The following is a 15522-nucleotide window of genomic DNA, read 5'->3' as shown; positions in this document are numbered from 1 at the left end:
CGGTGCTCAACCTGCCAGCGGCAGGGTGACTGTCAGCGTCAGCCCCTTGCCACCGATCCCAGGGGCGAGACCGATTGTGCCCTGCGCCGCCACTACGATCTCCTTGACGATGGCCAGACCCAGGCCACTGCCCTGCTGGTGGGGCTCCGCATTGCGGTAGAACCGGTCGAACACCTTGGGGCGGGCTTCGGGAGGAATGCCCCGGCCGTTGTCGCTGACCGACAGTGTGGCGTGGCCCTGCGTCGCGCGGACCGTCACCGTGACCTGCCCGCCGTCAGGGGTGTAGCGGATGGCGTTGTCGACCAGATTGGAAATCACTGCGACGAGCATCCATTCGTTGATGCGTACCCGGATGCATCCGGCGGGCATGTCGGCGCCAAGGTCGATCTGCTTGCGCTGGGCCAGAACGACCAGGTCCTCCAGAACCGCGGTCACGGCCGGCACGAGGTCAGTCACCACGTGGCCCGTCCCCGGCGCGCTGGCATTCCATGCCTCGGCCTGCGATAACAGCAGCAGTTTGTTGACCAGATCCGTCATGGCCTGGGTGCTGCCCTCCGCAGAGCCGATAATCTCACGCAGCTTGCTGTCGTCCCGTAGCTGTGTGGCGTACCGCAACTGCACCCCGAGGATCGCCAGCGGGGTACGGATCTGGTGAGCGGCATCGGCGATGAACCGCTTCTGCCGCAGCACGTATTCGTTGAGCCGCTGGATGCATTGGTTGATGACTTCGACGATGGGCCGCAGTTCCTGTGGCAGATCGCCGGCCTTGACCGGATCCAGGTCCATCGGGTCGCGCCCGGCCACTTCATCCCTCACCCGCAGCAGCGGTCGCAGTTCCACGGTGAGGCCGCACACCATCAGCATCACGGCCAGCAGTAGCAGCGCGACCTCTCGCGCGAGCGCGGGGATACTCAGCGTTTGCACCAGCTCGCGGTTTCCCTTGAGGGTCTGGCCCACCGTCACCGTGACCTTGTGCGCATGGCCATCGTTGAACATCAGGCGTGAAAGCTGGATCACGCGTACCGGCAGCCCCTGGAACGCGGAAGGGTAAAACACCGGGTTGGCGGCGCCGGCCATCGGTGGACCCAGGCCCGGATTGCCGGCCAGGACCTGCCCGGTATCGTCCACGACGTTGTAGAAGACGTGATCCCCAAATGGCGAGTCGAACAGCGACAAGGCCGCGGGAGGGACGTGCACCAGCAGCCGGCCATCGAACCAGTCGACCTGGCCGGCGATGACTTCCGCCGAGGCCTGCAGCGCGCGGTCCTGCACGCGGTTGGCGGTATCCACCGCACGCAGGTATGACGCGTATCCGCTGATCAGGACGAACGCAGCCATCGGCAGCAGCAGCCATAGCAGCAGTCGGGCGCGCAGGCTGTGGATCATTGCTTCTGCTGCAGCAGGTAGCCGAGGCCGCGCAGCGTCATGATGGTGGCCTGGCAACCTTCCAGCTTCTTGCGAATGCGATGGATGTAGATCTCGACGGCGTCCTCGCTGGCGTCTTCCTCAATAGCGTAGATGCCATCCATCAGGGTGGCCTTGGAGACGGTCTTGCCCTGGCGTTGCATCAGGATCTCGAGCGTGGCGTGTTCCTTGACGCGCAGCGCCAGCAACAGGCCCTCGACATAAAACTGACGCGTGTCGCTGTTGTAGGTGAGATTGCCGCAACTGAGCTCGGTCTGCTTTTCACCGAGCTGACGGCGTACGAGCGCCTTGATACGCGCTAGCAGCTCGCGCACCTCGAACGGCTTGACCAGATAGTCGTCGGCGCCGAGACCCAGGCACTCCACCTTCTCGTCGACGGCCCCGCTGGCCGTCAGCATCAGCACAGGCACGTTGTTATGGCGCGCGCGCAGACGGCGCAACACATTCTTGCCGCTCAGCCGGGGAATCTGCAGATCGAGCAGCACCACGTCGTACTGCTGGGTTCGGAGCAACTGGTCGGCCGCCTCGCCATCAGGTGCGGTATCCACCACGAAGCGCTCCTCCTTCAGCAGCCGGGTCAGCCAGTGGACCAGCGAGTCGTTGTCTTCGATCAGCAATACCTTCATGGACCGCTTTGCCGGTTGGGGAGGCTTTTTTTCAGATCCACAGTGAACGCCCGAACACCCATGTCGGTGTACCGGGGATTTCCCTTGGGCCTGAGGAAAGCTTGGTGAAGGATTCGGCTGCCTAGAATGGCTCGGGCCGTGTGGTCACTACGCGGCACTTCCCGATCAAGAACCGAAAAGGACGGAGACAGGCATGAATCCCTTGCGGACCCGCGCGCTGGCCACCTTGCTGTCCATGCTGGCCGTATCCGGCACGGCACTGGCGGCAGATGGCGGCAACAAGCTCACGATCATGGTCGGTGGCGCTACCAAGATCATCTATCTGCCCGCCAAACTGACCGAGCAGCTTGGCTACTTCAAGGATGAAGGGCTGGACGTGGAGATTCAGTCACAACCGGCGGGCGTCGATGCGGAGAACGAACTGCTGGCTGGCGCCGTGCAAGGCGTGGTCGGTTTCTATGACCACACGATCGACCTGCAGAGCAAGGGCAAGGAAGTCGAGGCCGTCGTCGTGTTCGGCCAGGTGCCAGGCGAGGCCGAGATGGTGGCCACCCGGGCCGCGAGCCAGATTCGCAGCATGGCCGATATCAAGGGCAAGACGCTGGGCGTGACCGGGCTGGGATCGTCGACCAACTTCCTGACGCAGTACCTGGCCTTCCGGGCGGGCGTGACGTCGAGTCAGTTCACGGTATTGCCTGTCGGCGCGGATGCCACGTTCATTGCCGCGATTCGGCAGGGCCGCATCGACGCGGGCATGACTACCGAGCCGACGATCTCGCAACTGCAGAAGACCGGCGAGGCGCAGGTGCTGGTGGATATGCGAACGGTGGAAGGTACCACCCAGGCGCTGGGCGGACTCTATCCGGCATCCAGCCTCTACATGCAGCGAGCATGGGTGGACACCCACAAGGACCAGGTGCAGAAGCTGGCGCGGGCGTTTGTCAAAACCCTGCACTTCATGAAGACCCATACCAGTGATGAGATCGCGCAAAGGATGCCCAAGGACTACTACGGCAACAACCGCGAGCTGTATGTCAAAGCGCTGGCTGCGTCGATGCCGATGTTTACGGCCGACGGCAAGATGCCGGCGGGCGGACCGGAGACCGTCCTGAAGGTGCTGGCGTCGTTCGACCCGACCGTCAAGGGCAAGCACATCGAGCTGAGCCGCACCTACACCAATGCGTTTGTCGATCAGGCCAAGTAGGCCGTTGCCACGATAGCGTGGCCATAAAGCGCCGGCCACAAGGACTTCTTCATGATTGATTCTGTATTGCAGGACACGCCGGCCATCGAGTTCGACGGTGTTTCCTGTCGCTTCATCTCGCCGGACGGCACTGCCACGGTCGCTCTGCGCGATTTCTCGATGACGGTCGGCAACGGCGAGTTCGTGGCGATCGTCGGACCCACCGGCTGCGGCAAGTCCACTACGTTGAGCCTGATCACGGGGCTGCTGCGCCCCAGTTCCGGCGCGGTGCGCGTGATGGGCAGGCCTGTCGACGGCATCGACCCGCGCATCGGCTTCGTCTTCCAGGCCGACGCCGTGTTCCCCTGGCGCACAGTGCTGCACAACGTGGCGGCGGGCCCGCTCTTTCGCGGAAGCTCGCGCGATGCCGCCTACGATCTGGCTGAAACCTGGATCCGGAAGGTGGGCCTGGCCAAATTCTCGAACCACTATCCGCACCAACTCTCGGGCGGCATGCGCAAGCGTGTGGCACTGGCCCAGACCTTTATCAACAATCCGCAGATCCTGTTGATGGACGAGCCGTTCAGCGCGCTCGACATGCAGACCCGCACGCTGATGCAGGACGAATTGCTGCAGTTGTGGTCGCAGACGGCGGGCTCGGTGGTCTTTGTCACGCACGATCTGGAGGAGGCGATTGCGATGGCGGATCGCGTGCTGGTACTGACAGCGCGACCGGCCACGCTCAAACGGGTCTATGAAATCGACCTGCCCCGCCCGCGCGTGACCTCGGAGATCCGCTACGACAAGCGTTTCGTCGAGCTTTCACGGGAGATCTGGGCTGACCTGCGCGAAGAGGTTCACATTGACTGACGCCTACAACAAGACCATGGAAGGAAACATCGCAATGGCCGCGCAGGACGAGGCTTTCGAGGCAGAAGCCAGGGCGCGCGTGCGTCGTCGCTACTGGCTGATCTTCTGGCTACGCATCCTGCTGCTGGTGGTGGTGCTGGGCGGCTGGGAGTTGGCGGGGCGGTTGCATTGGATCGACCCATTCTTCTTCTCCATGCCGTCGCTGATTGCCGAGCAGATTCAGGACTGGCTGGTGAATGGCACCTCGCAAGGGCCGCTTCTGACCCAGGTGTGGGTGACACTCGAAGAAACCGGGCTGGGTTTCCTGATCGGCTCGGTGGCGGGGGTGCTGTGCGGCATCATCCTGGGACGAAACAAGCTTCTGGCGGATGTGTTCAGCATCTATATCCAGATCGCGAACTCGATTCCTCGGGTGGTGCTTGGCTCGATCTTCGTTATCGCGCTTGGCCTCGGCATGGCATCGAAGGTGGCGCTGGCGGTGGTAATGGTGTTCTTCGTTGTGTTCGGCAACGCGTTCCAGGGGGTGCGTGAGGCTGACCGGTACCTGATTGCCAATGCCCAGATCCTGGGAGCGTCAAAGCGTCAGCTCACGTTCTCGGTGGTCGTGCCTTCGGCCCTGAGCTGGATCCTGGCCAGCCTGCATGTGAGCTTCGGCTTTGCCCTGGTGGGGGCGGTAGTTGGCGAGTTCCTCGGCTCGAAGCAGGGTATCGGTCTGCTGATCGCCACGGCACAGGGGGCGTTCAACGCCAGCGGCGTATTCGCGGCGATGATCGTGCTGGCGGTCGTGGCACTCGCTGCCGACTACCTGCTCACCAGCGTGGAGAAGCGCCTGCTCAAGTGGAAGCCGAGCAGCCTGGGTTGACATGCCGATCTCCCGGGCAAGTATATAGTTCGCACACGAAGGTCGATTCAGTTTCTCCATTTCCCACGCCTGCTCATCGCAGGCGTGGTTTTTTTCGTTTGGCATCCGGCCGGTGTGCCCAAGGACAGGAACGCGCGTGGCCTGAAAGCAGGCGCGGAGCGGGCGTAAAAAAGCCGGCCTTGTGGGCCGGCGAAAAGGAAAGTATCGGAAAGCACTGAACCGTGTGGCGGCGCAGGTGCGCCGCCAACGGGTCAGACGCGGGTCAGAAGCGGGTCCGCATGCCGACCGCGAACTCGCTCTGGTGCGAGAAACCGTTGGACTGCGATGCGTGGTAGCCGTGCTGCAGGAACATGTAATCGGCCGCCAGATAGACTTCGGTACGCTTGGAGAAGTGATAGAAGATCGAGCCGTAGATTGTGTTCTTCCGGCCGCTGTCCGTGACGGTCGACGCCGACGTGTCGGTGAATGCGTTCAGCGTGAACCCGTCTGCGTTGAGTGCGGCATTTCCGGCCTTCATCATCTGGTAGCCGATGGCATAGTCGAACGCACCAGCCGGCGCGATCTTGAGCGACACCGTGTAGGCATCGTCACGACGCATGCCAAGCGCTCCCTGGTCCGCCGTGTAGTGGAAGTAACCGGCATTCGCGCGCACGATGCCCCAGATGTAGTTGCCGCCGACGGAGTACGAACGGTGCCACAGGTCACCCAGCTTGGCCTGGGTGTAGAAGCCTGATACGTGGAAGTTGGAGCCGTTGTAGCCGAGCGTCACGCTCTCCGTGGTGTTCCTTGATGGATTGCCCGGCGTTTCGCCGAACTGGTAGCCGGCGCCCGCCACGAGGCCATTGTCCCAGATCTTTTTCCACACCACGCCGTTGTTCATGCGGGTGCCGGTGGCGCTGCCCGCGTAGAACACAAGCTGCTTGAAGTTGTTGTTGTTGGTATAGCCGCCTTCCTCGGTGGTCAGTACGGCTGAGCCGTAGGGGTCGCCGTAGATGCCCGAGGCGATCGGATCGCGCGCGATCGCATCCTGGCGACCAAATGTGATCTTGCCAAGCGTGGCGTTATCGATGCCGACCCAGGCGTCGCGGTTGAACAGCACGCCGGGTGTATCCATGGCGCCATCGAAGCTCTGAAACTCACTCTCCAGTTTGAAGATGGCCTTGGTGCCGGCACCAAGGTCTTCGGCGCCCGTCAGGCCCCAGCGGTTGCCGCTGAACCAGGCGGGTTGATGAAAGCCGGTCAGGCGGTGGCCCTGGGCATCGGCGTTGCTGATCGTGCTCAGGGTCGTGTCGATCAGGCCGTACAGCGTGACGTTGGATTGGGCCTGGGCCTGTCCGGCGCAGACGGCGCCAACTGCGAGTGCCAGCGCGGTGTACTTGCTCTTCAAGATCATCTCCTCGGGCTCTTACTTGTAGTGGGTGTGGTGACGCTGCCCGTGACCAGTACGCGCGACGGCGGCCTGCCAATGAGCAGTCCGTTGGATCGTAGTGGGGCAAAGCCTTCATCCGGCTTTCCTGCCCGGCTGGCGGGGCGCCCGGGGAAGTGGGGATGCTGGGGAATGTTGCGCGCTGGCGACGCTTGACACCTGGCGGACCCGGCGGGCAGGGCAGCGCATCCGAATCGCACCGGCTTGCGCAGGCGATCCATCCTGCTAGGTCCTGTTCACTCGCTCCACGCCGCGCGTTGGATGTCGGTATTGAGGTCGAGCAGGGCCCGAGTGCAGGACCACATGCGCGAGCTTGTGCGCGACGTAGATGCGGCGCTTAGGGACGTTGGCAGCCTAAGGGGGAGCTAAGTCAACCCAGCCAGACTCCGCTCATACGCCTATGCCGGAGAGCACACAATGCACGCACTGCCAGCAACCAGACCAACCAACTGGCTCAACAAAGTCCCTGAAATCACCTTCTCGTTCTGGATCATCAAGATCCTGTCCACCACGGTAGGCGAGACGGGCGCTGACTTCCTGGCAGTCAATGCCGGCTGGGGACAGGGCTTGACCGGTGCCTTGATGGGTACGTTGCTGGCGGCGGCCTTGTTCATGCAGTTGCGCACGCGGCGCTACGCCCCCTGGATCTACTGGCTTACGGTTGTGCTTGTGAGCGTGGTTGGCACGCAGATTACCGACCTGCTTACCGATGGCCTCGGTGTCAGCCTGTACGTCAGCACATCGGTCTTCGCCGTAGTGCTCGCTGCCCTGTTCTGGGTCTGGTACCGGGTGGAGGGCACCCTGTCCATCCAGTCCATCGACACACGCAAGCGGGAACGGTTCTACTGGGCAGCCATCCTCTGCACGTTCGCCCTCGGCACGGCGGCCGGCGACCTGGCCACCGAGGCGCTTGGGCTTGGCTTCACCTGGGGCGCGATTGCGTTCGGTTTGCTGATCGGCATGACCTACGCAATCTGGCGAATCGGCGGCAACACCGTGCTGACCTTCTGGATGGCCTACGTCCTCACGCGCCCCTTTGGCGCCGCGCTCGGTGATCTACTGACGCAGGCCAGGACATACGGCGGCTTCGGCATGGGTGCCATGTGGACGAGTGCCCTGTTCCTGTCCATGATCGTGATACTGGTGGCTGTCGCACAGTTCGGCTTCGACAACGGCAGGAACGAACAGGCCACTGAATAACCTCCAACTCGCACTCAAGGAAACTCCATGCCTCAGTTCCAATCGCTCGCGCGTCCCGTTGCCGCCGTGTTAGCCACTGTTGTTCTCGCCTTTACAGTCGGATGCTCCAGGTCAGCCGATGAACCTGCAGCAGGCGCCGCCCCTAACGCATCGGCTCAGGCCAGCCCTGCCGCTCAGCCTAAGGCCGCGTCCAAGTTGGGAGACCTGACGGCTTTCCGCCACATCGCGGCGGACGTCGGTCTTATCGTCGACAAGGGCGATCTACCTGCGGCGAAGACGCGCATCAAGGATCTGGAGGTCGCCTGGGATGCGGCCGAAGCGGGCTTGAAACCCAGGGCGGCGGACGACTGGCACGTTCTCGACAAGGCTATTGACCGCGCATTCGCCGCGCTGCGCGCCGACGCGCCAAGTCAGGCCGATTGCAAGCAGGCGGTGGTGGAATTGCTGAAGACGTTCGATGGGCTTCAGGGCAAGTAGGTGACATCGCATTAGGGCGATGGGTGGGGCGTTCTCCGACCCAACTCGGTCATCCAGCAGTCTCGGCAGTGATGACCGCTCCTGGCCCGACTCAGCCGCCAGCCATCAGCCCTCCACGGAAATCGGCGATGAGCCAAGAAAAACGCCCTCTCAAATTGAGAGGGCGGCGCAGACATCGACGTTCGAAGGGGCGCTAAGGCCCCCCAAGAGCAGAAGCCTGATCAGGCAGCCTTCTGCAGGAAGCCTTGACGTCCACCGTTTCGATTGGGTGCGAACCCGTTGGCTTCCAGCGATTCTTCTACCGTGTCGTAGAACACGCCGATCTTGCACATTTCGCGCGCTTCCTTAGCGGTAGCGATCGGGCGGCTCAGCTCGCGAGAGATGCGCACCAGTTGCTCGATCTGTGCTGCGGTGCCAATCTTCTTGGTCCGCGTCTGGTTCCAGAGATTGTCTTCCGTGCCGCAGCGAACATGCAGCCCCATCGCAATACCGATGGTGTTGACTGGCAGCACGTTGAGTACCGAGCTTTCCACCGTCACGACTGCGCCATCCGGCACACCGCGCATGAAGTTGGCGAGGCTGTAGACGGTCGGCGAGTCCATGCCGCCGCCAATCGCCACCCAGTTCATGACCAGCGGGCCTTTGTAGATCCCGCGGCGCATCAGCCGTTCCACGGACTCGAAGCTGTTGACGTTGTAGCACTGGAAGGCGCTCTGGATCCCCGCTGCGGTCAGGCGGCGGACGTGCTCCTCCACCCAGCCCGGCTGCGCCGGCACCGTCATTTCCTTGTACGCATTGAAGACCGCGGGATCTTCCATCGAGCTGCCCACGATGTCGCGGTGGTCGAACTGCTCGAGAACGTTCATCTGCGACGTATTGACGGTGACCGTCACTTGGTCGGGCTTGGGGTCGAGGTCGGCCAGCATGTGGCGCGTGTCATCCGAGAGCCACTTTGCTGCCGCGCCTTCGGTTTCGGGAGCGAAACTGATGGATCCGCCGACCTGGATAATCATCTCCGGCACGCGGGCGCGGACGCCGGCGATCAGCTCATTGAACTTGGACAGACGCTTGGAGCCCTTGCCGTCGAGTTCGCGCACATGAAGGTGCAGCACGGTGGCGCCGGCGTTGTAGCAATCCACGGCTTTCTGGATTTGCTCCTCCATGGTGACAGGGATCTCCTCGGGAAAGTCCGACGGAACCCACGAGGGCGCATAAGGCGCAGCGGTGATGATCAGCGGTTGCTGGTTTTCGGGGAACAGGTGTCCGTCAAGAAAGTTCATGGCAGGTCCGGGAAGAGAGATTGTGGAGCTTGGCTTTTGGCGCTACCACTTCCAGCAAATATGAAGTACGGGAAGTACCGGCTTGGTGCTCCTGTCGATCAAGAACTGCCACAGGCTCGGGGTAGCGCTGCCGGATTTAATCGAGACCGATACCGACTGGCCCCAACCCAGCCATTATTTGCGAAGATCGGCCAGTTCATTTGTCATATGGGGACATAGATTTAACGAACCGGGACACCCCCTCGGAACCCCTAGGTAAAGACGCGAGGCGAAATGCACTCCCTCGTGCAGTCGGAATAGAAGTGGCCGCCAGGGTAGGGCGGCGAGGTGGTCGTCCAGAGCCAGGTGAGGATGGGCATCGTCCCCCCGGATACAAAACCGACGCCGAGGCCGAACTGGGTGCCCACATGGGACAACTGTCAACGCCGACCGCGAAGTTGGACACCTGCTTGAGACGGTAGGGCAACTCCCGGATGCCGACGACATACTGATCATCTACGTTGTCGGCGACAACGGCGCGTCTGGCGAAGGTGGCCCCGATGGCACGTTCAACGAGATCAAGTCACTGAACGGCGTGCCAACGCCGATTGAGGACAACCTGAAACGAGTCGCACAACTGGGCGGCCCCGGATCGGAACGGCACTACCCTATAAGTTGGGTTTGGGCAGGTAACACGCCTTTTCAGTGGAGAAAGCAGGTAGCGCCGCACTTGGGCGGATCGCGGAATCCGATGGTCGTGGCATGGCCGGTGCGGATCAAGCACGACGAAAAGCCCCGTGAAGCGTTCCTTCACCTGGTGGACGTTATGCCGACCATTCTCGAGGCGCCGCACATTTCAATGCCGAAGACGGTCAATGGCATCGTGCAGAAGCCACTTGCCGGCAACTCATTTCTCGCTATGCGCCACGGGAAGATTGCGTGCAGCTTTCCCTTGCGGGAACAGCCATCACACACGCGACCGTGCGCAAAGCCCGGTGATGCCGTCCCTTATTTTGGATTGCCCGCCGGCTGTCAGGCCATTTCGCTGACAGCTTCGCCAGCCAGCGCGACCTCGGCCTCGTCGGTCACCGTGCTTGCCGCTAACTTGCTGTCGACATCGGAAACCAAGTCGCCCAGACCGATGGCGACAGTGATATTCGGCGTCCAGTTCTTGCGGTCGGTGCTGACCTCGGCAAACGTGGTCACCGTTGCGGTGTAGCCCTGCGCTCTGAGGTCTTCGGCTAGCCGTTGCGCGCGTGGTTCCAGCGCTGCTTGCGGATTATCTTCGTTGATGTCGAGTACCAGTCTGGTCTCGAATTCTTCCTTGCCCTTCTGGATTGCCGTTTGCATCGCCTTGAGTTGCTTGTTCGCGAGCGCGACGAGCTTGCTGTACCTGGATTCTTCCTGGCTGGCGCGCAGTGCCTTGGCGGCGTTGATGATTTCGGTGCGGTCCACGAACATGATTGCCTTTCGAGGTGGAGGAGAGAAAGCGCAGGCGCCGCTCGGGCTCGACTGCAGGAGCCAGCTTTTCCGGGGTGCTGCGACAACTGTATAAATATACAGTGTTCGCCCGCGAACCCGCAAGGAGTTAAAGGGTGAAAGTCGCTGACAGAGGAAGATCGGGCGAATCGCGCTTTGGTTGTCACGTCCTGACCAAAAGCGGCGCTGCTCGGAACGGATCGAATCCCGCACTGGTGGGAACGCGCGAGACCTCTCCTGGGTCTGGCTGAGGCTGGGTAGCTTGTAGTTGCCCAATGCAGGCCGTTGTGCAAGGTCCGCCCTAGGGAAGCAACGGGCTGCTCAACGGGCTGCTCAAGTCCAGGCGACACGAATACCAGGTTGAAAGGTGCCGACAGACGCCTCCATCTGGGAGATGGACTCGACCACTTTGGCGATGTCCGCCTCGCGTGCCCCCAGGAGGATCTGTTTGGCGATGCCGCGCACGCTCAGTCCTACGGGCACCACGTCCATCTTGGCCGTCAACACCTCTTGTTGCGCGACTTGCCAACGTTGCCGGCGTGGATGCGTTCAATCAGTGATATGAATTGCATTCATCGACGTGTGAGTTTTAACCATTTTACTTCATGCGCGGCTATCGCTAGCATCCGCTCCTACTGTTTGTTCGCATTCACCGGAGCCCTCATGGCCGTTACCCACAAGCTCCGGTTGCGCTGGCGTTTAAGCAGGTTTCGTCGTTGAGCGGTGGCTTGCTGGCTTATCTCCAACGTGGCGGATTGGCAAAGCATGCTTAAAACCGTGCAGTAGGTTTGCACCTTGCTTGACGGGATGGCAGCAAACGGCGGGCAATGCGCCGCCTCGGCCAAACGATCCGCGCGAGCAACGACGATGGCCTGCTGTTAATGCGCACTGTTGGTTTAGTCAACGTGCTTGCATGCGGTGCGCATCGGGTTGCCCGGCGCCGCGCAGATTTATCCATATGAACGCAAAAATGACACTTCCACTCCGCGTCGTAGCGGTCTCCGGTGGCCTGCAACGCCCCTCCAAGTCTGCTGCCCTGGCAGAGCAACTGTTGGACCTGATCGCCGAAGAAGTCCCGTGCGAACCGCGCCTGGTCGAAGTGGGTCAGCTCGCGCCGCAGCTTGCCGGTGCAGTCTGGCGCTCTCAACTGCCTGACACGGTGGAGCGGGAACTTGCGGCAGTCGAGCAGGCTGACGTCCTGGTGGTGGCAACACCGGTCTTCCGCGGTTCCTACACGGGGCTGTTCAAGCATTTCTTCGACTTCATTGATCAGGACGCATTGGTCGACAAGCCGGTCTTGTTGGCTGCCACAGGCGGCAGCGAACGCCATGCCCTGATGATCGACCACCAGTTGCGGCCGCTGTTCAGCTTCTTCCAAGCACGTACCTTGCCGTTGGGCGTCTACGCCACCGACAAGGATTTCGTCGACTACCGCCTGCAGAACGGGGCCCTGATCCAGCGGGCCAGACTGGCGGTCCAACGTGCACTGCCGTTGGTCGAACTGACGCGTCATACAAGATCTGCCAACGCTGAGGAAGTGGTCGCGGCCTGAAGAACGGGCTCAATAAGCAAGAAATAGATTCAAGTTTTCTATTAGAAACCGGGGCATCAGATCGCAATGAATAAAGCGTTTACATTTAGCATCAAGAGCATTTGTTTCGATGAAAACTATCAGCCATCGGACAGTACTCGCATAACAACCAACTTTGCTAATCTGGCCCGCGGAGAGAGTCGCCAGGAAAATTTGCGCAACACGCTAAGGATGATTGACAATCGTTTCAATAACCTGGCGTATTGGGATAACCCGGGAGGTGATCGTTATTCTGTCGATCTCGAGATCATCTCCGTAGAAATGGGCGTTGATACCGAAGGCGGTAACGAAGTGTTCCCGTTGATCGAGATATTGAAAACCAATATCGTCGACAAAAAGACCGGCGAACGCATTGATGGTATCGTGGGAAATAATTTTTCCTCTTACGTGCGCGATTACGACTTCAGCGTACTGCTGCCAGAGCACAATAATAATAAATCCACATTCAGCACGCCTGATGATTTTGGTGATTTGCACGGAAAGCTATTCAAGAGCTTCGTAAACTCGGATGTTTACAAAGAAAACTTCAATAAGCCGCCCGTCATCTGCATCAGCGCCTCAAGCAGCAAGACTTATCATCGAACCGAGAACAGGCACCCCATACTGGGCGTCGAGTATCAACAAAACGAATCTTCCTCGACAGATCAGTATTTCGAAAAGATGGGGTTGCAGGTTAGGTTTTTCATGCCTCCCAATAGTTCTGCACCATTGGCCTTCTATTTTCTCGGCGATCTGCTCCTTGATTACACCAATCTTGAGCTTATCGGCACCATCAGCACGATGGAGACATTTCAAAAAATTTATCGGCCCGAGATTTACAACGCCAATTCTTCGGCAGGGAAGGTATATCAACCTAGCTTGAAGAACCTGGATTATTCATTGACGCAAATTGTCTATGATCGGGTGGAGCGTAGTCAGCTGGCTATTAAGCAAGGAAAGTTTGCGGAGGAGCGCTTTATCAAACCGTACAAGAGCATTCTCGAACAATGGGCTGACAATTGCGCTCTCTAATTAATCAAAAACATACGAGATCATTTGCCATGAAAAAACTACTCCCTACCTCGACTGCCGGCAGCTTGCCCAAACCTTCCTGGCTTGCGCAACCCGAGAAACTTTGGTCGCCTTGGAAACTACAAGACGAGGCGCTAATTGAGGGTAAGCAAGATGCCTTGCGTTTGTCACTGCAAGAACAGCAGCAAGCAGGCATTGATATTGTCAGTGATGGCGAGCAAACTCGTCAGCATTTTGTCACCACGTTTATTGAACATCTAAGCGGGGTTGATTTCGAGAAACGTGAGACCGTTAGAATTCGCGACCGGTACGATGCGAGCGTGCCGACAGTCGTTGGTGCAGTGAGCCGCCAGAAGCCCGTTTTTGTTGAGGACGCCAAGTTTCTGCGTCAGCAAACCAGGCAACCCATTAAATGGGCCCTGCCGGGTCCCATGACGATGATTGATACGCTCTATGATAACCATTATAAGAGCCGCGAAAAGCTGGCCTGGGAGTTCGCTACAATCCTCAATCAGGAAGCCAGGGAACTCGAGGCCGCTGGCGTTGATATTATTCAATTTGACGAGCCTGCATTCAATGTCTTCTTTGATGAGGTGAATGATTGGGGCGTTGCCACGCTGGAAAGGGCGATTGAAGGGCTTAAATGTGAAACTGCTGTCCATATTTGTTATGGTTACGGCATCAAGGCCAATACTGACTGGAAAAAGACGCTGGGGTCTGAATGGCGTCAGTATGAAGAATCTTTTCCCAAGCTGCAGAAATCCAGCATCGATATTATCTCCCTGGAATGCCACAACTCTCATGTCCCAATTGACCTGATTGAACTCATTCGTGGCAAGAAAGTGATGGTAGGGGCCATTGACGTGGCAACTAATACCATTGAGACGCCAGAGGAAGTCGCTAATACCCTACGGAAGGCGCTTCGGTTTGTGGATGCCGACAAGCTCTATCCTTGCACTAACTGTGGCATGGCGCCCTTACCTCGCGGAGTGGCAAGAGGCAAGCTAAATGCTCTCAGTGCGGGCGCGGAAATCATCCGAGGGGAACTCCCGGCCTAGTGCTGAGCTAAAGCAGGAAGTGGTGCGGAGGGATTGCCCCGGTAGATTGAAGGCCGTGGAATGGGCTGCTGCTGGTTCCGTTGATATCGGCCAATGTTCTATCGCGCGGAACTGACTGGTCCGCTGTTAGTTCGGCCCCTCCCTCCAAAACCCTTCCGTGGCCTGCACCCGCTGATCACGCTCGGTGCTCAGATATCCCGCATTGGCGCGCTGGCATCGTGATACCTGCCCGGTGGCTACAAGCATTGCCAAATGCCTGTCACTGCCACCGCCATTGCGCCAGGAGCCAACTGATGAACACCACCATCGAACGCAGGCCGCTTCCGCTGCCCGGCGGTCACGACAAGGTGCTGCTGCATTCCTGCTGCGCGCCCTGCTCGGGCGAGGTCATGGAGGCCATGCTGGCCTCCGGCATCGACTACACCATCTTCTTCTATAACCCCAACATCCATCCGCTCAAGGAATACGAGCTGCGCAAGAACGAGAACATCCGCTTCGCCGAGCAGTTCGGGGTTCCCTTCATCGATGCGGACTACGACCGGGACAACTGGTTCGAACGGGCGCAGGGCATGGAGCACGAGCCTGAGCGCGGCGTGCGCTGCACGATGTGCTTCGACATGCGTTTCGAGCGCACGGCTTTGTATGCGCATGAGCACGGCTTTCCGGTGATTTCCAGTTCTCTGGGTATTTCGCGCTGGAAGAACATGCAGCAGATCAACGACTGCGGCGTGCGTGCGGCGGCCAGGTACCCCGACCTGATGTACTGGGAATACAACTGGCGCAAGGCCGGCGGCTCCGCGCGCATGATCGAGATCAGCAAGCGCGAAAATTTCTACCAGCAGGAGTACTGCGGCTGCGTCTACTCGCTGCGCGACACGAACAGGCATCGGGTGGAAAACGGCCGTGAGCGCATCCAGTTGGGCGTGAAATTCTACGGCGACGAGGAACCAGCAAAAGACTGATGTGCCGCGTCGGATGAGCGACGCGACCCCCGGGGCCTCCTGAATGCGTTGAATGGCTTCTAGCCCGGCCGATTAGCGCTGGCGTGTCGGAGT

14 protein-coding genes and 2 pseudogenes are annotated in these 15522 nt (G+C 59.9%); 10 read left to right on the top strand and 6 right to left on the bottom strand.

Going from position 1 to position 15522, the window contains the following annotated elements; all coding sequences use genetic code 11:
- Positions 1-6: 6 nt before the first annotated feature.
- Both RN01_RS15570 and RN01_RS15565 read right to left on the bottom strand, forming a co-directional pair.
- Entirely contained in the window at positions 7-1386 is a 1380-nt protein-coding gene (locus RN01_RS15570) for a sensor histidine kinase (protein ID WP_017513757.1), read from the bottom strand.
- On the bottom strand, positions 1383-2051 hold the full coding sequence (locus RN01_RS15565) for a response regulator (protein WP_017513756.1): 669 nt from the start codon (positions 2049-2051) through the stop codon (positions 1383-1385). Before RN01_RS15565 ends, RN01_RS15570 begins: the two co-directional genes overlap by 4 nt.
- A 193-nt stretch (positions 2052-2244) precedes the next feature.
- On the opposite strand from RN01_RS15565, the gene RN01_RS15560 reads away from it, so the two are divergent.
- The 3 genes from RN01_RS15560 to RN01_RS15550 are packed head-to-tail and all read left to right on the top strand — an operon-like array spanning position 2245 to position 4966.
- On the top strand, positions 2245-3255 hold the full coding sequence (locus RN01_RS15560) for an ABC transporter substrate-binding protein (RefSeq protein ID WP_017513755.1): 1011 nt from the start codon (positions 2245-2247) through the stop codon (positions 3253-3255).
- A 51-nt stretch (positions 3256-3306) separates the two neighbouring features.
- Positions 3307-4104 carry an ABC transporter ATP-binding protein gene (locus tag RN01_RS15555; RefSeq protein ID WP_024570974.1) on the top strand — a complete coding sequence of 266 codons (798 nt, stop codon included), beginning with the start codon at positions 3307-3309 and terminating at the stop codon, positions 4102-4104.
- A 16-nt stretch (positions 4105-4120) separates the two neighbouring features.
- Positions 4121-4966, top strand: a complete 846-nt coding sequence (locus tag RN01_RS15550; RefSeq protein WP_051385325.1) for an ABC transporter permease — start codon at positions 4121-4123, stop codon at positions 4964-4966.
- Between the two features lie 262 nt (positions 4967-5228).
- Here the strand turns inward: RN01_RS15550 and RN01_RS15545 are convergent, their stop codons facing one another.
- Positions 5229-6359, bottom strand: coding sequence for a porin (locus RN01_RS15545; RefSeq protein WP_029700560.1), 1131 nt, complete (start codon positions 6357-6359; stop codon positions 5229-5231).
- A 450-nt stretch (positions 6360-6809) separates the two neighbouring features.
- Between RN01_RS15545 and RN01_RS15540 the strand changes: the two genes are divergently transcribed.
- On the top strand, positions 6810-7592 hold the full coding sequence (locus tag RN01_RS15540) for a membrane protein (RefSeq protein WP_017512686.1): 783 nt from the start codon (positions 6810-6812) through the stop codon (positions 7590-7592).
- A gap of 27 nt (positions 7593-7619) precedes the next feature.
- Positions 7620-8069 (top strand): hypothetical protein, encoded by a 450-nt coding sequence (locus tag RN01_RS15535; protein ID WP_017512685.1) that lies wholly within the window; start codon positions 7620-7622, stop codon positions 8067-8069.
- 221 nt (positions 8070-8290) lie between these two features.
- On the opposite strand, the gene RN01_RS15530 is transcribed toward RN01_RS15535, so the two are convergent.
- A complete protein-coding gene (locus RN01_RS15530; protein WP_017512684.1) occupies positions 8291-9349 on the bottom strand; it encodes a 3-keto-5-aminohexanoate cleavage protein in 1059 nt (352 codons plus the stop codon).
- Positions 9350-9719: 370 nt separating this feature from the next.
- On the opposite strand from RN01_RS15530, the pseudogene RN01_RS35065 reads away from it, so the two are divergent.
- Positions 9720-10163, top strand: a pseudogene (locus RN01_RS35065) (sulfatase-like hydrolase/transferase); the annotation flags it as partial.
- Positions 10164-10360: 197 nt separating this feature from the next.
- On the opposite strand, the gene RN01_RS15525 reads toward RN01_RS35065, so the two are convergent.
- Positions 10361-10789, bottom strand: coding sequence for a hypothetical protein (locus RN01_RS15525; protein WP_017512683.1), 429 nt, complete (start codon positions 10787-10789; stop codon positions 10361-10363).
- Positions 10790-11140: 351 nt separating this feature from the next.
- Positions 11141-11308: pseudogene (locus RN01_RS34640) on the bottom strand (LysR family transcriptional regulator); the annotation flags it as partial.
- Positions 11309-11777: 469 nt separating this feature from the next.
- Between RN01_RS34640 and msuE the strand changes: the two are divergent.
- From msuE to RN01_RS15505, 4 genes are all read left to right on the top strand, one after another.
- On the top strand, positions 11778-12359 hold the full coding sequence (gene msuE, locus RN01_RS15520; RefSeq protein WP_024570976.1) for an FMN reductase: 582 nt from the start codon (positions 11778-11780) through the stop codon (positions 12357-12359).
- 66 nt (positions 12360-12425) lie between these two features.
- Entirely contained in the window at positions 12426-13409 is a 984-nt protein-coding gene (locus tag RN01_RS15515) for a DUF1852 domain-containing protein (RefSeq protein WP_024570977.1), read from the top strand.
- 29 nt (positions 13410-13438) lie between these two features.
- Complete coding sequence (locus RN01_RS15510; RefSeq protein ID WP_017512679.1) at positions 13439-14467, top strand: methionine synthase; 1029 nt, start codon at positions 13439-13441, stop codon at positions 14465-14467.
- A gap of 293 nt (positions 14468-14760) precedes the next feature.
- Positions 14761-15429 carry an epoxyqueuosine reductase QueH gene (locus RN01_RS15505; protein WP_024570978.1) on the top strand — a complete coding sequence of 223 codons (669 nt, stop codon included), beginning with the start codon at positions 14761-14763 and terminating at the stop codon, positions 15427-15429.
- The last annotated feature ends 93 nt before the right edge of the window (positions 15430-15522 follow it).

Origin of the sequence: Cupriavidus sp. SHE (assembly GCF_000812445.1) — a bacterium.
Lineage (GTDB): Bacteria > Pseudomonadota > Gammaproteobacteria > Burkholderiales > Burkholderiaceae > Cupriavidus > Cupriavidus metallidurans.
This window is presented reverse-complemented; position numbering and strand designations above follow the sequence as displayed.

Excerpts from the sequence above, each read along its gene's own strand:
- RN01_RS15570 (WP_017513757.1), bottom strand. The coding sequence starts at position 1,386 with ATGATCCACAGCCTGCGCGCCCGACTGCTGCTATGGCTGCTGCTGCCG.
- RN01_RS15565 (WP_017513756.1), bottom strand. The coding sequence starts at position 2,051 with ATGAAGGTATTGCTGATCGAAGACAACGACTCGCTGGTCCACTGGCTG.
- RN01_RS15560 (WP_017513755.1), top strand. The coding sequence starts at position 2,245 with ATGAATCCCTTGCGGACCCGCGCGCTGGCCACCTTGCTGTCCATGCTG.
- RN01_RS15555 (WP_024570974.1), top strand. The coding sequence starts at position 3,307 with ATGATTGATTCTGTATTGCAGGACACGCCGGCCATCGAGTTCGACGGT.
- RN01_RS15550 (WP_051385325.1), top strand. The coding sequence starts at position 4,121 with ATGGAAGGAAACATCGCAATGGCCGCGCAGGACGAGGCTTTCGAGGCA.
- RN01_RS15545 (WP_029700560.1), bottom strand. The coding sequence starts at position 6,359 with ATGATCTTGAAGAGCAAGTACACCGCGCTGGCACTCGCAGTTGGCGCC.
- RN01_RS15540 (WP_017512686.1), top strand. The coding sequence starts at position 6,810 with ATGCACGCACTGCCAGCAACCAGACCAACCAACTGGCTCAACAAAGTC.
- RN01_RS15535 (WP_017512685.1), top strand. The coding sequence starts at position 7,620 with ATGCCTCAGTTCCAATCGCTCGCGCGTCCCGTTGCCGCCGTGTTAGCC.
- RN01_RS15530 (WP_017512684.1), bottom strand. The coding sequence starts at position 9,349 with ATGAACTTTCTTGACGGACACCTGTTCCCCGAAAACCAGCAACCGCTG.
- RN01_RS15525 (WP_017512683.1), bottom strand. The coding sequence starts at position 10,789 with ATGTTCGTGGACCGCACCGAAATCATCAACGCCGCCAAGGCACTGCGC.
- msuE (WP_024570976.1), top strand. The coding sequence starts at position 11,778 with ATGACACTTCCACTCCGCGTCGTAGCGGTCTCCGGTGGCCTGCAACGC.
- RN01_RS15515 (WP_024570977.1), top strand. The coding sequence starts at position 12,426 with ATGAATAAAGCGTTTACATTTAGCATCAAGAGCATTTGTTTCGATGAA.
- RN01_RS15510 (WP_017512679.1), top strand. The coding sequence starts at position 13,439 with ATGAAAAAACTACTCCCTACCTCGACTGCCGGCAGCTTGCCCAAACCT.
- RN01_RS15505 (WP_024570978.1), top strand. The coding sequence starts at position 14,761 with ATGAACACCACCATCGAACGCAGGCCGCTTCCGCTGCCCGGCGGTCAC.